Origin of the sequence: Amycolatopsis kentuckyensis (genome assembly GCF_041679295.1) — a bacterium.
Taxonomy (GTDB): Bacteria; Actinomycetota; Actinomycetes; order Mycobacteriales; family Pseudonocardiaceae; genus Amycolatopsis; species Amycolatopsis kentuckyensis_A.
The window spans coordinates 1201159-1216770 of sequence record NZ_JBGDMD010000001.1 but is presented as its reverse complement, the minus strand read 5'-3'; the positions used below and the strand labels follow the sequence as shown (position 1 = coordinate 1216770).

Here is a 15612-nt window from a genome sequence, read left to right as displayed (position 1 = left end):
ACCGGGTGGCGTGCCGGGTCGGGGCACCGGCACACCACCCGGACGCCTAACCGCCCAACGCCAGCGCCACCGCGCCCAGCAGCGCCGCGTCCTGGTCGAACCGCGCCGACACCAGCTCCGGCGGGAACGGCACCGCGTGCGCCAGCCGATCAGCCAGCGCCGGCAGCAACACATCCGCCGAGCGCACCAATCCCCCGCCCACGGCGATGCGCTGCGGGTCCAGCGCGATCGCCAGGTTGGCCACGTGCATCGACAACTCGTCGAGCGCCGCCGTCACCAGCTCCTTCGCCTCGACGTTCTCCTTGGCCAGTGCGAACAACTCGCCCGCCGTGACCGGGCGGCCGAGCAACTCGCTCGCCCGGCCGCCCAGCCCACGCCCACCGACGGCTTCCTCAAGCGGCGCCGCTCCGCTTGCGAAACCCTCGGTGTCCTGCGGCGAGAGCAGGTTGTACCCGATCTCGCCCGCAGCTCCGTTGGCGCCGGTCAGCAACCGGCCGCCGACCAGCACCGCCGCCGCGATGCCGGTGCCCAGCGACAGGAACACCGCCGGGTCCGCCCCCTCCAGGGCGCCCCAGCGCCACTCCGCCAGCGCCGCCGCCTTCGCGTCCGTGCCCACCGAAATCGGCACGTCCGGGAACTCCGCCGCGACCAGCTCGGCCAGGTGCAGCTCCTCCCAGCCCGGGACGTTCGGCGCGAGCAGGATGCGGTCCGGCAGCACGATCCCCGGGCTGACGACGCCGACGGCGGTGGGCGCCACGCCCGACTCGGCCAGGAGCGCTCGCGCCCCGGCCAGCGCCCGCACCACCACCTGCTCGGCCCCCGCCTGCGCGTCGGTGTCCAGCCGGCGGGTGGCCAGCAGAGTCCCGTCGTGGCCGGCGAGCCCCAGCGCCACCTTCGTGCCGCCGAAGTCGATCCCGAGAATTTGTTCGCTGCTCACTCCGCAGCCCCTCCTGTCCCCCGGACCACGATGCGGCCGGTGTTGAACCCGTCGACGCTGATCACCGGCGCCGCACCCCGCAGGTCGGACGCCTTGTACGTGACGGTCAGCGTCTGCGACTGGCCCGGCCACAGCGTGATGTCGTTGTCGTCCCAGGTCGCGTTCGCGAGCTGGTTGTCCCCCGGTGCCTCACGTCCGTCCGGCGTGCCGCGGCGGACGTCGGCCCGCAGGAAGAACGCCGCCCCCGGCGTCTTCGACGTGTTGGTCACGGTCACCGTGGAGACGAGGTCGCCGCCGTTCGCGCGCGTCGACGCGACCGCACTGACCTGCGACTCGGGCAGGTTCTGCAGGGCCTGCAGGTTGCTGTACTGCGAAAGCGTCGCCTGCGGGTTGCCCAGCGTCTTGCCCCAGTCGACGACGTCCTTCTGCGTCGAAAGCCAGTAGACGTTGCGGTCGACGACCTTCCCGCCCTGCTTCACCTGCAGCTCGACGAAGTAGACCTGCGCCTTCGCCGGCGCCTTCGTCTCGGCGGGCACCTTCGGCTTGAGGACGCCGGTCTTCACGCCCTGCGAGCCCAGCGAGAGCCCGGACGCCGTCCGGTCGTCCAAGACCTTGCCCGCGGTGTCGATCACCCGTGCCTGCACCGAAAGCCCGGACTGCGTGCCCGCGCCGAGGTTGTCCAGGGTCACGGAACCGTTGTCGTAGCCGTAGATCGCGTGCAGCGGCTTGTTCGCCTTCTTGGCGCCGAAGAACGCGCCGGCCTGGTCGCCGTCGTCGTTGTAGAGCGACCACAGCAGCGTCGGCCAGCCCTTGTTCAGCTGCCAATAGACGACGCCGGTCGACGGGTTGTCCTTGTCCGTGGAGTGGTGCAGGAACGCCTCGAACTGCGAGCGGGTGTTCTCGTAGTTCGCGATGTTCGCCAGGTCCACATAGGACTTCAGCGAGCTCCACCTCCCGTACCGTTGCGTGATCGACTGGTCCAGCGTGTACAGCGTGCCGAACGCGTAGCCGCCGTGGTCCGGCTCGAAGTTGGCGTGGTACTGGTTGTATTCCGGGTCCTGCCACAGCTTCGCCTGCTCGGCCGGCGACAGGAACCGCTTGATCGAGTCCAGCGTCGGGACGGTGTGCCCGGCGCTCTGCTCGCTCGCGAAGCCCCACGAACCACCCGCGTTGGTGCGCGAGGAGTCGTCGGCGTCGAAGTGCGAGGTGTCGTACCAGTACGCCGGCGGGACCCAGTCGTACGGGCCTTCCTTCTCGCCGGACTGCCCGAGCGTCGGCGTGCTCTTGTACTCCGCCGAGGCGATCACCGGAACCTGGAAATCGGCTTCCTTGAACGCCTTCAGCGTCTCGGACTCCTGGCGCGGCACCGGCTCGTTGTCGCTCCAGCCGTAGTTGAAGACGCTCGGGTGGTTCCGCTCCAGCTGCGCGATGGTGTACGCCGAGTCGTGCATGATCCGGTAGTCGCGCTCGGTCAGTGTCGAGGCGTCCTCGGGCTGCCAGGCGTCGCAGCAAAGGAACCCGCCGATGACCAGCAGGCCGGCGCGGTCGGCCTGGTCGTAGAAGTCCTGCGGCATGTCGTGGCCTTCCAGGCGGACGCCGGAGAGGCCCAGGTTCTTGATCAGCGCGATCTGGTGCGCGGTGTCGGCCTTGTCGTAGCGCAGGAACAGGTCCGGCGCGAAGCCGCCGCCGCGGAACACGAAGTCCTTGCCGTTGATCGTGAACTGGCGTGCGCCCTCGGGCAGCGGCGCGGACTTCCCGACCAGGCGCGAAGTCACCGTGCGGATGCCGAAGGTGCTCTTCGACGACGTCGAGAGCGCGCCGTCCTGCGAGACCGCGGTGCTCAGGGTGTACAGCGGCTGGTCACCCATCGAGTACGGCCACCAGATCTGCGGCTTGCCGATCTTCACCGGCGCGAACGTGACGGTCCGCTTGGTGTTCGCCGGGATCGTCACGCGCTGCTTGACCACGATCGGCGCGCCCGACGGCGGGGCGATCGTGGCGGCGACGTCGCCGGTCTGCGGGGTGGCGGCGTCGTTGGTGACGTCGACCTTCACCGTCAGCTTCGAGCTGGACAGGTCGGCGGCGTTGTCCTGGACGACGTGCGCGTTGTCGCCGGTGAGCGCGTTCCCCACCTGCAGCGTCGGCGCGAACTGGATGCCGGTGTTGTTGTCCGGCGGGATCTGGCCCCAGTCGACCTGGTCGAGCGTGTACATCTTCAGCGGGTCGTTGGGGTAGACCTTGATCGCCAGGGTGTTCTTGCCCGGCTTGACCAGCTTCGAGACGTCGAAGGTGTGCCCGGCGAACGCGCCGCTCACGACGTCCTTCGTGGCGACGAGCTTGCCGTTCACCCAGACGTCGCCCTCGCCGACGATGCCCGGGATGGTCAGCTTCGCGTGCTGGCCGGTCTTGAAGTCCGGGGTGAAGTCGGTGCGGTACCACCACGGGTCGGAAAACGGCTTCGTGACGACCGGGCCGAGCTTGTCGACGTACCCGAAGCACTTGCGCATGTTGTCGGAGTAGAAGACGTCGGGGCACTTGCCGTTCTGCACCAGGGCGTTGATCTCGGTGCCGGGCGCGCCCGCGTCGTCCGGCTTGACCGGCAGCCAGCCGCGGGTGGCGTACCCGGGCGTGGAGACCTTGTCGCCGCCGTCCTTGACGTTCGCGGTGGTCAGGACCTGCCACCCCTGCGCGCCGATCGTGGTGAGGCCGTGCGGCTTCGCCGTGTCGGCTTGGACGTCCTGCGCGGCGGCGGGTCCGGCGACGCTGAGCACGCCGGGAACGAGCAGCAGCGCGGCGAGCGCCGCGAGCTTCTTCGTCATGCCTGAGCCCCTTCGGTGTCGGCGGAGGCGAAGGCCTCCTTGATCTCCTTGGGTCCGAACGGCCAGGTGTTCTCGGCCTTGGCGTAGACCAGGTACGCGATCGCGCCGATGGCGATCCAGCCCAGCGACAGCCCGATCGAGAGCGGCGTCGCGGAGACGTAGATGTAGACCCAGCCGACGAGCGCGAGCAGCGTCGGCACCGGGTAGAGCCACTGCCGGTACGGCCGCTTGAGGTTCGGCTGACGGCGGCGCAACGTCCAGATGGCCACGACCTGGGCCAGCGACTGGATGATGACGAGGGTCGCGACGGCCGCGTTGATGACGTCGGTCAGGGTGAACAGCGAGCCGATGATCGTGATGGCGCCCATGGTGAGCACGCCCGCGGTCGGCAGGTTCAGCTTCGGGTGCAGCTTGCCGAACATGGGCAGGAACACCTTGTCGCGCGCGGCTTCGAACGGGACGCGCGAGCCGCCGAGCAGGCCGGCGAACACCGAGCCGATGGCCGCGACGACGATGAAGACCGTGACGACCTTCGCCGTCGCGGTGCCCCACGCCTGTTCGAGCACGGTCGAGGCGACCGAGGTGGCCGTCTTCAGTTCCTCCAGCGGAACCGAGCCGAGCACGCCGACCTGGAGCAGGAAGTAGAGGCTCATGATGCCGACGATGGAGAAGAGGATCGACCGCGGCAGCGTCCGGCCCGGGTTGCGGACCTCGCCGCCGAGGTAGGCCGTCGTGTTGTAGCCGAGGTAGTCGTAGATCGCGATGATCAGGCCGGCGCCGAGGCCGCCCCAGAACGTGCCCTCGCCGGCCGAGCTGAACGCGCCCGGGGTGAAGGCGAACGCCTGCGCGCCGCTGAAGTGCGTGAACGCGGCGACGACGGTGGTGAGCACCGCGACCAGCATGACCACGAACAGGACCGTCGTGAGCTTGCCGATCTGGCCGATCTTGCGGAACAGCGCGGCCACGATGACGAGCGTGATGCCGACGCCGATGATCTTGCCGAGCGGGGTCGTGCCCGCGTCGTCGGTGACGCCGGGGATCAGGTAGCCGAGGTACTGGACGAGCCCGATGATGCCGGTGGACATGATCAGCGGGATGAACAGGACCGCGCTCCACACGAAGAGGAACGGCATCAGGCGGCCGGTGCGGTACTGGAAGGCCTCGCGCAGGTAGAGGTAGGTGCCGCCGGCGCCCGGCATCGCGGCGCCGAGCTCGGCCCAGATGAGCCCGTCGGCCAGCGCGACGATCGCTCCGATGATCCAGCCGAACATCGCCTGCGGGCCACCCATGGTGGCGACCATGGCCGGGATCGTGACGAACGGGCCGATACCGCACATCTGCGTCATGTTGATCGCGGTGGCCTGCACGGGGCCGATCTTGCGTTCAAGGGCGGGCTGCGGCTCCCCTGAACGAGTGGGTGAACTCACGACGTGCCTCCGGCTAGTAGTTAGTAAAGTTTCTTAACATATAACGGGCGGGGTCGAAAGAGTTCCGTCGATAAACTTGCGGCAACACAGGAGGATCCAGTGGGGCAAAACGGGCCGCAGGTCGGAACTCCGGCGAGCATGCGGGCGCTGAACCAGCGTCTCGTGCTCGACCGGCTGCGCACGCAGGGCGAGGCGACCCGGCCGCAGATCGCGGCCGAGACGGGGTTGTCGAAACCCACGGTGGGACAGGCACTCCTCGATCTGGAGCAGCACGGACTGGTCCGGACCACTGGCCGCAGCCTGGCGGGCCCGGGCCGCGCGGCGGTCGTCTACCAGGCGGCGCCGGACGCGGGCCACGTCGTCGGCGTCGACATCGGACGCCGCGCGATCCGGATCGCGGTGGCGGACCTGGAGGGCAGCATCGTCGCGCGGCTCGACGCGCCCAACCGGTGCCGCTCCGCGAGCGCTTTGGTGCGCACCGTAAGCGAATCGGTCGAACGGGCGGTGGCTTCGGCCGGCCTGGCCGCGCACGACGTCGTCGCGACGGTGGTCGGCACACCGGGCGTCCCCGACCCGGCCACCGGGACGGTCCACCGCGCGCCGAACCTCCCGGGCTGGGAGCGGCGCGGAGTGCTGCACGAGCTGGTGGCGGCGCTGGCCGGCGCGGGATCGGACGTCGTGGTGGAGAACGACGCGAACCTGTGCGCGGTGGGCGAGCACGCGCTCGGGGCGGCGCTGGGCGTGGACGTGCTGGTGTGCTTGACGGTGGGGACCGGCATCGGGATGGGGTTGCTCGTGGAGGGCCGCCTGTTCCGCGGCGCCCACGGGGCGGCGGGGGAGATCGCGGATCTGCCTTTCGGTCCGTCGCCGTCGGGTGCGGGCGCTCGGCGGCCGGGGCCGATGGAGACCGCGGCGGCCGGGCAGGCGGTCGTGGATGCGGCGCGGGCTTCGGGGTTGGCGGTGCGGTCGGCCAAGGATGTTTTCCGGTTGGCCCGCGGCGGGGATGCGCGGGCTTCGCGGGTGGTTGCGGAGGAAGCGGAGAAGCTGGCTTACGTGGTCGCGGCGGTGACCGCGGTGCTGGACCCGCGGTTGATCGTGCTGGGCGGCGGGATCGGCGGCAACGCGGACCTGCTGGCCGCCCCGATGCGGCGGGCGCTCGCGGCGACGGTGCCGGTGGTGCCGGAGATCGTGGCGGGCCAGCTGGGTGAGGACGCGGTGCTGGCGGGCGCGATCGCGACGGCGCTGGGGACGGCTCGGGAGCTGGTGTTCGACCGGCGCGGCCTGCGCCGGGCAGCCGGCGAAGGTTAGCGGGAGAACGACCGGTCACGCTGCGGGGAGAATGATCGGTCGCCCTCGGCCGGTTGCGGGATGAACTACCTGGCGAGTCAGTCCGAAGGCCCCCGCAGGGTGAGCACCACCCGCAGCACGTGCTCGACCGCCGTCGGGAACGGGGCTCCCCTCAACTCGCCGCGCTCCGCCAAGTTCTCCGCCGCGAACTCCAGCACCCGCTCCGGCCCACCCCGCCGCACGACCAGCGCCGCCAAGTCCTCGAGGTCCAGGTCCGGGTGGTCCAACCGCGTCAAGGCGAACTCGACCATCAGCTCCTCCGCCGTCATGCCCACCTCCACCTTCCATCGTAGGCGCCGCCGGCTAACAAATGATCGAACAGACTGCGAGCCCCGATGCGGTGACGTCCGCACGCGAGCTCACCACCCTCAGCAGGCACGATTACGCCGTTCGGCGGAGTATTTCGGGCGATCGTGTACAGACCGCGAATACCCGGTAACCCGGACGAGCCGGTCAGTCATGATGCATAACCCACCCGGCGGCGGACGGAGGCGACCCATGGCGATGCACCGGCACCGCACCCGAGCCGTCGTCCGGCGGCCGCGGCACGCCCTGCCCGCGCGGTGGTGGCCGCCCATGCTGCTCGCCGCCTCCATCGCCGCCGTCATTCCCGGGGACACCCTCGGCGGGCTGCTCGTCGGGACCAGCGTGCTCGTCGCCCTGACCGCGCTCGCCGCCGCGCGGCGGGTTCTCGGCCACGCGGCCGTGCACGTCAACCTCATCCTCGCCGAAGAACTCAGCGAAGAGCCGGGAGGCAACTGACTCCCGCCCGACCAGCGCGGTGACCGGCTTCACCCACATTACTGTACCGTCCAGACGGTATAGTAACCGGCATGACCATCACCGCGTCCCACCCCGTCCTGAGCCACCGACGCCGGTGGGCGGCGCTCGGCGTGCTGGTCGGCGCGGTCCTCCTCCTCGCCGTCGACGGCACCGTCCTCTACCTCGCCGTCCCGTCGCTCACCCGCGAACTCGCGCCGAGCGCCGTCGAGATCCTCTGGATCGGCGACGTCTACTCGCTCGCGCTGGCCGGGCTGCTCGTCACCGCCGGCAACCTGGCCGACCGCTTCGGCCGCAAGAAGGTGCTGCTCCTCGGCACCGCGGCGTTCGGGCTGGCCTCCGCGCTGGCGGCCTTCTCCCCCACCGCCGGCGTCCTCGTCGCCGCCCGGCTGCTGCTGGGCATCGCGGGCGCGACGATCATGCCGTCGACGCTCTCCCTCATCCGCACCCTCTTCACCGACCCCCGTGAGCGCACCCGCGCCATCGCGATCTGGTCGGCCGGGTCCGGCGGCGGCATCGCGCTCGGCCCGCTCGTCGGCGGGATGCTGCTCGAACACTTCTGGTGGGGCTCGGTGTTCCTGATCAACGTGCCGATCGTCATCGTGTTCCTGATCGCCGGCGCGATCCTGCTGCCGGAGTCGCGCGACCCGAACCCCGGCCGCTTCGACGTGCTCTCGGCCGCCCTGTCGATGGCCGCGATCGTCCCGCTCGTCTACGCGGTCAAGCACGCCGTCAGCAGCGGGCTCGACGCGCAGGTCGCCGTGGCCGCCGCCGTCGGCATCGCCGCCGGCGTCCTGTTCGTGCGCCGGCAGAAGCGCGCGGCCGACCCGCTGATCGACGTCACCCTGTTCCGCAACGGCGCCTTCAGCGGCGCCGTCCTCGCCAGCTTCATCGCGGTCTTCGCGCTGATGGGCCTGCTGTTCTTCTTCTCCCAGTACCTGCAGCTCGTCCGCGGCTTCTCGCCCCTGCAAGCCGGCTTCGCGGAAATGCCGGCGACGCTCGCGTCGATCGTCGTCGTGGCCGCCGTCGGGGTGGTCGCCGGCCGGCTCGGCCGCGGACGGGCCGTCGCCGCGGCCCTGGCCCTCGCCGCGCTGGGCCTGGCGCTGGTCGCCGTCGCCGAACGGATGCCGCAGTACTGGTGGCTCGGCCTGACGCTCGTCCCGGTCGGGCTCGGGGTCGGCCTCGCGCTGACGCTCACCGTCGACTCGGTGCTGTCCGCCGTGCCGCGCGACAAGGCCGGGTCGGCGTCCGCGATCTCCGAGACCGCGTACGAACTCGGTGCGGCACTGGGCATCGCGATCCTCGGGTCGCTCGTCACCGTGGTCTACCGCGCTTTCCTGCCCGCCGGCCCGCTCCCGGCGGAGGTCCGCGATTCCCTCGCGGCGGCGGCGAACGCGCTCGACCCCCAGTCCGGGCTCGCGCACGCGGCGCGCGAAGCGTTCACCGGCGCCATGCAGGTGACGTCGCTCGCGGCCGCCGCGGTCACCGCCGTCGCCGCGGTGCTCGCCTGGCGTACGATTCCGTCCGGAAAGGACTGAGCATGCCTCGCAAAGCCGGGCGCGGCCCGGAAGAAACGCGCCGGGCGCTGCTCGACGCGGCCGGGACCGTCATCCGCACGCGGGGGATCGCCGCGTCGCTCGACGAGATCGCGAAGGCGGCCGGGGTGTCGAAAGGCGGGCTGCTGTACCACTTCCCCGCCAAGGACGCGCTCGTCCGCACCCTGGCGCAGGACCTCCTCGACACCTTCCGCGCCGAGGTCCACGCGGCGCTGGACCCGGCCGACACCGCACCGGGCCGGCTGACGCGCGCGTACGTCCGGGCGTCGCTGGACACGTCGTACGACGAGGTCGCGATCCGCGAGAACATCGCCCTGATCGCGCAGCTGATCTCGATCCCGGAGATCGCCGAGCTGGCCCGCGCGGACGCCGAGCGCTGGGACCGCGACCTGCGCGCCGACGGCCTCCCCGGCTCGGTGATCACCCTGGTGATCGCGGCGGCGGACGGCGCAAGCACGGCGCCGCTGTGGGGCGCGGGCATCGACGTCGCCGCGGCGCGCGAACTCGAACAGCAGCTCCTCGACCTGACGACCGGGACTTTGTCAACCCGCGCTTAGTGTTGGTAAATCACCACTTGCACCGCCCTACGGAAGTCGGCTCCGGTGCAGGCTAACAACCGGTAAATTTTCGACAGCGCGCGCAAATCCGGCAAATCCCCGTCCCCCACGAGGAGTCTTCCGATGTCGAGGAAGTTCGCCCTGGCCGGCGCTGTCGCGCTCGCCCTGACCATGACCCCGCTGGCCGCGGGAACCGCGTCGGCCGCCACCGAGCAGGAAGCGGCGGTCACCACGGTTTACTACAGCACCGCCAGCGCGCCGTCGTTCCGCTCGGTGATCAACGCCGGCGCTGCCAACTGGAACAACAGCGTCACCAACGTCCGGCTGGTCGAGCGCAACTCCGGCGCCAGCCTGCGCTACACCGAGGGCAACGACCCCCGCGGCTCCTACGCCTCGACCAACGGGCACGGCAGCGGCACCATCTTCATCGACTACACCCAGGCCCGCCAGTACAACCCGACCCGCATCGCGGCGCACGAGACCGGTCACGCCCTCGGGCTGCCGGACCACTACTCGGGCCCGTGCTCGGAACTGATGTCGGGTGGCGGCCCCGGCCCGTCCTGCACCAACGCGGTGCCGAACGCGACCGAGCGCGCCCGGGTGAACTCGCTGTGGGCCAACGGCCTCGTGGCGGCGAACCAGCAGGCCTACGAAACGATCTACGGCTTCTGATCGCCCACTCGGCGGCCCCGGGGCGAGTGCCCCGGGGCCGCCGCGTTTTCCGGTGAAAAGGATCGACGTAACAACGCCCGCGGAAAACGCGACTTCCGGGTGCCGGCCGCTATCACGATCGTGCTACCTGCAGTAACACGGGTGACGCGGACTGCTACCGTTTGAATGCCCGTGCGGAGGCATTCCCGGACGACCGATCGACAGATCCGATGCGGAGGGTTGTCGCATGAGGACCTCGACCGGGACAATCGCGGGAGCAAGCCCCGAACGGCGTACGCTGAACAGCGCAGAGTGTCGTTCGACCGCTCTTCCAGGCCGCTGTGAGACCGTCCCTGCAGAGGTACCCGGCACGCGACGCGAAAGGTGCTGAAGCCATGACCACCGATGCGGCCGCTCCCGAGCGGGAAGCCCCTTCCCCGGATCCTCCCGGGGAATCGATCATCGACCAGTCGCCGCGGCGGAAAGTCGGGAATTCCGTCTACGTGTCGGTGCCCGGTCCGGTCCCGAAGATCAAGGCCAGGTCGTCCAAGAAATAGCGCGCTAACCGAGGTTGATCGCGTACTCCGCGGCCAGCTGGAGGCTGACCAGGAGCTGGTTGGTGCGTTCGGAGTCCAGTTTGCTGATCAGCGACAGGTCACGGGGCGCGACGTCGTCCCCGTTCGGGTTGACGACGAACGTCGAATTCAACGTGATCGCCCCGACCGTGAGCACGTCGGCCGGCTCGCCGCCGATGACGTGATCGCTCCCGGTTCCCGACATCAGGATCGGCGCGGCGAGGATGCCCCGCCAGATCTGGGCGATGGGTGACGGCGTCAGGTTCGCCGCCTGCGGAGCGCCCGTGAAGACCGCCTGCGCGGCGGCGAAGTCCGAACCGCGGTCGACGGTCACGTGGTGCCGCAGCGACCACTCCTCGCGGTGGGTGTAGACGGAAGTGCCGACCAGGTTGATGGTGTAGCGCCGCCGCCCGTTCTCCTGGCCGCGGGTGCGGAGCCACAGGAACAGGCCGAAGTTCTCGCCGGTGTTGGTCCCGAGGACGTGCTCGTCGTAGTCCTGGGCGAGATCGCGCAGGACGTCGAGCGGCCCGCCCGGGATTTCGAGCGCGTCGTGCAGCCTGGTGGTGAGGTCTTCGGCGGCGTTCCCCGCCGGGATTTCGGCGTGCTGCTCGCAGCCGATCGCGGTGTAGCAGGTGTCCAGCGCCTTGGTGAGCCGGCGGCTGTAGACGAGCGAGTCGGCGCTCTCCACGCCGGGCCGGTAGCGGTCCGGCTCCACCACCGCCAGCGCGAGGTCGGAGATCGCCTGGTTCAGCTGCGAGTGGGACTTGAGGAAGATCGGCTTGAGCCCCAGCATCTTTTCGAGGTAGCGCGCGGAGCTGATGGCGTACCGGGCGGCCTGGGTCGGCGACACGTCGTCCACCGCCGGCGGCACCACGAGCGAGAACCGGGGCGAGGTCGCCGGCGCGCTTTCGTAGAGCGGCCCCACGAGGTTCGGGTCGGACATGCTCAGCCCGATGAAGAGCGTGCAGGCGTTCTCCAGGGAGGCCGAGATGATCTCCCGGACCTGGGCGCCGTACTTGAGGAACTGGGACTCGGTGAGGATGATCGGCTCTTCCGGGTTGCGGGCCTGCCGGACCAGGCCGTGCAGGTGAAGGACGCCCACGTGGTCGGGGTGCGTGTTCCACTCCGTCCAGGCCGTGCTCCCGCCGGGCCTCATCGAGAACGACTTGACGTCCTTCTCGGCGAAGTAGGCCAGCAGGGACTCCTCGAGGATGATGTCGAAGTTCGTCGTCAGCAGCCGGGTGTCCGCCCGGGTCGCGTAGGCCAGCCGGGCGATCGACTTCGCCAGCTCGCCCGGGATCACCTGCAGATCGCGCTGGTACAAGGCGTCGCGGATGATCTCGTGGTCCTGGATGTTGCGGTTCTCGTCCTTGATCAGCTGGAGGATGATCTCGGCTTTCCGCATGAGGTCGGCGCCGTCCCGGCTCGCGAGGTTGCGGACCTCGGGGTCGGCTATCGTCGCGGTCATCTTGTCGATCAACGCGCGCCAGGACGGCAGGCTCGAGTTCATCGAAACCCCCGCGCCGACGACGATGGTCAGCGGCAGCGCCCGGTCGCGGACGGTTTCGAACAGCTCCCGCAGGTACGGCTGGGAGCGGAAGGAAAACGTGTCGCCCTTCTCGAACACCCCGGGATCGACGATTTTCGAGTGGAAACTCCCGTGCATGCTCGCCCTCGCCGCGCTTCGCGCTGTCTTTCCGCTTCCTCACACGATCGGCGGCGGAAGAACGGCGACACAAGGCGCCCGTGCGGATTGTCCGGCTTTTGTCCAGCTGCGGAACGGATCTCTCAGGTGCGCGCCGAGTCCTCGGGGACGACGTCCTCGGCGAGCTGCCACCCGCCGCGGCGGCGCAGCACCACCCCGTAGTACCCCGCGGCGAGCACCACGATCGCCGCGGTGACGATCAGGCTCGGCCGGCCCACCGCCGGGTCCAGCAGGTTCTGGTAGACCACGAACACCAGGACCACCAACGCCAGCACCGGCGCGACCGGGAACCACGGCATCCGGTACCGCGCGTGGGCTGTCGCGCCGGTGCGGCGGCCGTTGATCGCGCCCAGGCAGAGGGCCGCGTACACCGCCACGATCGACGTGCTCGTCACCACCAGCAGCAGCTTCGGGTCGACGTAGCACAACGCCGCCGCCACGATTCCCGTGCCGATCGTCGCCACCCACGGGGTGCCGAAGCGCGGGTGGACCGCCGCCAGCGCGCGGTTGATCGCGCCCGGCCACGCGCGGTCCCGGCCGCTGCTGAACACCAGGCGGGAGCTGATCAGGACGATCGCGAGCACCGCGTTCACGATCGCGAGCGCCACCGCGAGGCTGATCGCCGTGTCGAGGGTGCCGCCGCCGCGGGCGGAGATGAACGCCGACAGCATGTTCTCCGCCCCGAACAGCTCCCCGAGGTCGGGCGCGCCCACCAGCACTGCCGTCACCGGGACGAGCTCGGCGACCACCGTGATCGCCAGCGCCAGCAGGATCGCGCGGGCGATGCCGCGCGGCGCGTCCTGGGTCTCCTCGCCGAAGTAGACCGCCGAGCCGTAGCCGTTGTAGGCGAACATCGCCACGGCCACCGCGATCGCGATGGCGCCGACGGTCGCCGGGCCGCCGTCCGCCGCCACCGGGTGCGCCAGCAGGTCGGTGACCGGCCGCGCCGGGTGCAGGAACCCGAGCGCGCTCACCACGACCAGCGCGAGGACCTCGATGGCCAGGAAGACGCCGGTCACCCACGCGTTCAGCTTGATGTCGAACACGCCGACCACCGCGGCCAGCACGCACGTCACCGCGGCGACCGCCGGCCCGGGCAGGCCGGGCCACAGCACGGCCAGGTAGGTGCCGACGCCGAGCGCGATCACCGCGACGATCAGCACCTGCGTGATGATCATCAGGCCCAGCACGGCGAAGCCCGGCAGCCGGCCGAGGGTGCGCGCGACGATCGCGTATTCGCCGCCGGCCAGCGGGAACGCCGACGCCAGCTCGGCGTAGACGAACGCCATGAACACGCCGACGACCGCCGCGGCCGCGAAGCTCAGGAACGCGCCGGTGCCGGCGCCGGTCAGCACCCCCGGCGCGATGATGAACACCGACGACGCGGGGCTGATCGCCGAGAGCGTGATGAGCAGGGTGCCGAGGGTCCGCAGTCCGCGGCGCAGCGCAGGGGTGGTCACGACCGGGCCTCCAGTTCTTTGAAGCTCCTTCGAACAACCAGGTGACCACGCATCAAAGGCGCTCACCGCGGACAAGTCAAGCTCTTGCTTTTTTCGAAGATCCTTCGAAGAATGATCCGCATGGCACGACCGAGCAGGGCGCCCGAGCGGCGGGCCGAGCTGATCGCGGTGGCACGCCGCGCCGTCGTCGAACGCGGGGTCCTCAACCTGAAGCTGCGGGACATCGCCGACGGCGCCGGGCTCTCCTCCGGCTCGGTGCTCTACTACTTCCCCACCCTCACCGATCTCCTTCAGCAGGTGCAGCACGAAGCCGTCGAACGCTTCTGCACCCGGCGGGAGGAGACCGCCCGGCGCGGGACGCCGCGGGACCGGCTGCTCGCCACGATCCGCGGCGGCCTGCCCACCGGGCCGGACGACGAACTGTGCGTCCTGCTCTACGAACTCGGCACGATCGCCCGCCGCGACCCCGCCTACGCCGCCCGGCACATCGCGCTGTACGAGCGGCAGGTGCGGATCTACACCGGGATCCTCGAGGCCGGCGCCGCGACCGGCGAGTTCACCCTGACCGCCGACGCGGTCGCGATCGCGCGGAACCTCGTCGCCCTCGAAGACGGCTACGGCCTGCACCTCACCCAGGCCGTGCCGTCGCTGGAGCGGGCCACCGCCGAAGCGATGCTGCTGTCCTACGCCCGCACTGCTTGCGCCCTGGAGGACCTCCGATGACCCGTGCCCGCGACCTGGGCGTCACGCTGCCCGGCCGGCCCGGCACGCACAACGCGCTCACCGACGTCCCCGGCGTCGAAGTCGGCTACACGACGCTGATCGAGGGCGAGTCGGTGCGCACCGGCGTCACCGCGGTCCTCCCCCGCGGCCGCGGCGGCTTCGCGGTGCCGTGCGCGGCCGGGACGTCCTCGCTCAACGGCAACGGCGAGATGACCGGCACCGCGTGGCTCGCCGAGACCGGGTCGCTCACCCTGCCGGTGCTGATCACCAACACCCACGCCGTCGGGCCGTGCCACCGCGGCGTCGTCGACTGGGTGGTGCGCGAACGGCCCGACGTCGCGGCGGAGTGGCTGCTCCCGGTGGTCGCCGAGACGTGGGACGGCTACCTCAACGACATCAACGCCCCGACGATCCACAGTGGACACGCGGTGGCGGCGATCGACGGGGCCCGCCCGGGCGCCGTCGCGGAGGGCTCGGTCGGCGGCGGCACCGGGATGACCTGCTACGGCTTCAAAGGCGGCACCGGCACGGCGTCCCGCATCGTGGCTCACGGCGCGGACGAGTACACGGTGGGCGCGCTGGTGCAGGCCAACTTCGGCAGCCGGCGCGAACTCACCGTCGCCGGCTCGCCGGTCGGGCTCGCGCTGACGGCCGACAACCCGATGGACGAGTGGGCGCCCGCCCCGGCAGGCGCGGGCTCGGTGATCGTCGTCGTCGGGACGGACGCGCCCCTGCTGCCGGGCCAGTGCAGCGCGCTCGCCCGCCGCGTCCCGCTCGGCCTGGCCCGCACGGGCACGACGGGCTCGCACTTCTCCGGCGACCTCTTCCTCGCGTTCAGCACGGCGAACCCGGGCGCGCTGACCAGCACGTTCCCCCGCACGGCGGCCGCCGAGTACGAGACGCTGCGGTTCGTGCCGTGGGGCCGGATCGACCCGTTCTTCGAGGCGGTCGTGCAGGCCGTCGAGGAGGCCGTGCTCAACGCGCTGGCCGCCGGCCGCGAGACGACCGGCCACCGGGGCCGCCGGGTGCCCGGGCTGCCGGTCTCGCACTGGCTCGGGTGACCCTGACCGGGGCG

At 70.8% G+C, this 15612-nt stretch carries 13 protein-coding genes; 7 read left to right on the top strand and 6 right to left on the bottom strand.

Going from position 1 to position 15612, the window contains the following annotated elements; translation table 11 throughout:
- Positions 1 to 46: 46 nt before the first annotated feature.
- From ACERZO_RS05690 to ACERZO_RS05680, 3 genes are read right to left on the bottom strand one after another with little or no spacing between them, the layout of a single operon-like run.
- Positions 47 to 937, bottom strand: a complete 891-nt coding sequence (locus tag ACERZO_RS05690) for an ROK family protein (protein WP_372662780.1) — start codon at positions 935 to 937, stop codon at positions 47 to 49.
- A complete protein-coding gene (locus tag ACERZO_RS05685) occupies positions 934 to 3756 on the bottom strand; it encodes a glycoside hydrolase family 2 protein (protein WP_372662777.1) in 2823 nt (940 codons plus the stop codon). Before ACERZO_RS05685 ends, ACERZO_RS05690 begins: the two co-directional genes overlap by 4 nt.
- Positions 3753 to 5183, bottom strand: coding sequence for an APC family permease (locus tag ACERZO_RS05680; protein ID WP_372662774.1), 1431 nt, complete (start codon positions 5181 to 5183; stop codon positions 3753 to 3755). The genes ACERZO_RS05685 and ACERZO_RS05680 overlap by 4 nt, the downstream gene beginning before the upstream one ends.
- A gap of 138 nt (positions 5184 to 5321) precedes the next feature.
- Here ACERZO_RS05680 and ACERZO_RS05675 point away from each other — a divergent pair, with 138 nt between their 5' ends.
- Entirely contained in the window at positions 5322 to 6491 is a 1170-nt protein-coding gene (locus ACERZO_RS05675) for an ROK family transcriptional regulator (RefSeq protein ID WP_372662958.1), read from the top strand.
- A gap of 77 nt (positions 6492 to 6568) precedes the next feature.
- Here ACERZO_RS05675 and ACERZO_RS05670 read toward each other — a convergent pair whose 3' ends face one another.
- Entirely contained in the window at positions 6569 to 6799 is a 231-nt protein-coding gene (locus ACERZO_RS05670; protein ID WP_364453870.1) for a hypothetical protein, read from the bottom strand.
- Positions 6800 to 7028: 229 nt separating this feature from the next.
- Here ACERZO_RS05670 and ACERZO_RS05665 point away from each other — a divergent pair, with 229 nt between their 5' ends.
- The 4 genes from ACERZO_RS05665 to ACERZO_RS05650 all read left to right on the top strand — a co-directional run bounded on the left by ACERZO_RS05665 (position 7029) and on the right by ACERZO_RS05650 (position 10095).
- On the top strand, positions 7029 to 7292 hold the full coding sequence (locus ACERZO_RS05665) for a hypothetical protein (protein WP_372662771.1): 264 nt from the start codon (positions 7029 to 7031) through the stop codon (positions 7290 to 7292).
- A gap of 71 nt (positions 7293 to 7363) precedes the next feature.
- Positions 7364 to 8848, top strand: a complete 1485-nt coding sequence (locus ACERZO_RS05660; protein ID WP_372662769.1) for an MFS transporter — start codon at positions 7364 to 7366, stop codon at positions 8846 to 8848.
- 2 nt (positions 8849 to 8850) lie between these two features.
- Positions 8851 to 9423, top strand: a complete 573-nt coding sequence (locus ACERZO_RS05655; protein ID WP_372662766.1) for a TetR/AcrR family transcriptional regulator — start codon at positions 8851 to 8853, stop codon at positions 9421 to 9423.
- Positions 9424 to 9546: 123 nt separating this feature from the next.
- Positions 9547 to 10095 carry a snapalysin family zinc-dependent metalloprotease gene (locus tag ACERZO_RS05650; protein WP_372662763.1) on the top strand — a complete coding sequence of 183 codons (549 nt, stop codon included), beginning with the start codon at positions 9547 to 9549 and terminating at the stop codon, positions 10093 to 10095.
- A 540-nt stretch (positions 10096 to 10635) separates the two neighbouring features.
- Here the strand turns inward: ACERZO_RS05650 and ACERZO_RS05645 are convergent.
- Positions 10636 to 12315, bottom strand: coding sequence for an SIR2 family protein (locus tag ACERZO_RS05645; RefSeq protein ID WP_372662760.1), 1680 nt, complete (start codon positions 12313 to 12315; stop codon positions 10636 to 10638).
- Positions 12316 to 12437: 122 nt separating this feature from the next.
- Entirely contained in the window at positions 12438 to 13814 is a 1377-nt protein-coding gene (locus ACERZO_RS05640; protein WP_372662757.1) for an APC family permease, read from the bottom strand.
- A gap of 120 nt (positions 13815 to 13934) precedes the next feature.
- Here ACERZO_RS05640 and ACERZO_RS05635 point away from each other — a divergent pair, with 120 nt between their 5' ends.
- Both ACERZO_RS05635 and ACERZO_RS05630 read left to right on the top strand, forming a co-directional pair.
- A complete protein-coding gene (locus ACERZO_RS05635; RefSeq protein WP_372662754.1) occupies positions 13935 to 14537 on the top strand; it encodes a TetR/AcrR family transcriptional regulator in 603 nt (200 codons plus the stop codon).
- The gene (locus ACERZO_RS05630) at positions 14534 to 15598 is read left to right on the top strand and encodes a DmpA family aminopeptidase (protein WP_372662751.1); all 1065 of its coding nucleotides are present in this window, start codon (positions 14534 to 14536) and stop codon (positions 15596 to 15598) included. The genes ACERZO_RS05635 and ACERZO_RS05630 overlap by 4 nt, the downstream gene beginning before the upstream one ends.
- Positions 15599 to 15612: the final 14 nt, after the last annotated feature.

What these genes read in the sequence shown, in the direction of transcription:
- ACERZO_RS05635 (WP_372662754.1), top strand. Translation starts at nt 13,935, where the DNA reads ATGGCACGACCGAGCAGGGCGCCCGAGCGGCGGGCCGAGCTGATCGCG.
- ACERZO_RS05685 (WP_372662777.1), bottom strand. Translation starts at nt 3,756, where the DNA reads ATGACGAAGAAGCTCGCGGCGCTCGCCGCGCTGCTGCTCGTTCCCGGC.
- ACERZO_RS05645 (WP_372662760.1), bottom strand. Translation starts at nt 12,315, where the DNA reads ATGCACGGGAGTTTCCACTCGAAAATCGTCGATCCCGGGGTGTTCGAG.
- ACERZO_RS05660 (WP_372662769.1), top strand. Translation starts at nt 7,364, where the DNA reads ATGACCATCACCGCGTCCCACCCCGTCCTGAGCCACCGACGCCGGTGG.
- ACERZO_RS05655 (WP_372662766.1), top strand. Translation starts at nt 8,851, where the DNA reads ATGCCTCGCAAAGCCGGGCGCGGCCCGGAAGAAACGCGCCGGGCGCTG.
- ACERZO_RS05675 (WP_372662958.1), top strand. Translation starts at nt 5,322, where the DNA reads ATGCGGGCGCTGAACCAGCGTCTCGTGCTCGACCGGCTGCGCACGCAG.
- ACERZO_RS05670 (WP_364453870.1), bottom strand. Translation starts at nt 6,799, where the DNA reads ATGACGGCGGAGGAGCTGATGGTCGAGTTCGCCTTGACGCGGTTGGAC.
- ACERZO_RS05650 (WP_372662763.1), top strand. Translation starts at nt 9,547, where the DNA reads ATGTCGAGGAAGTTCGCCCTGGCCGGCGCTGTCGCGCTCGCCCTGACC.
- ACERZO_RS05630 (WP_372662751.1), top strand. Translation starts at nt 14,534, where the DNA reads ATGACCCGTGCCCGCGACCTGGGCGTCACGCTGCCCGGCCGGCCCGGC.
- ACERZO_RS05665 (WP_372662771.1), top strand. Translation starts at nt 7,029, where the DNA reads ATGGCGATGCACCGGCACCGCACCCGAGCCGTCGTCCGGCGGCCGCGG.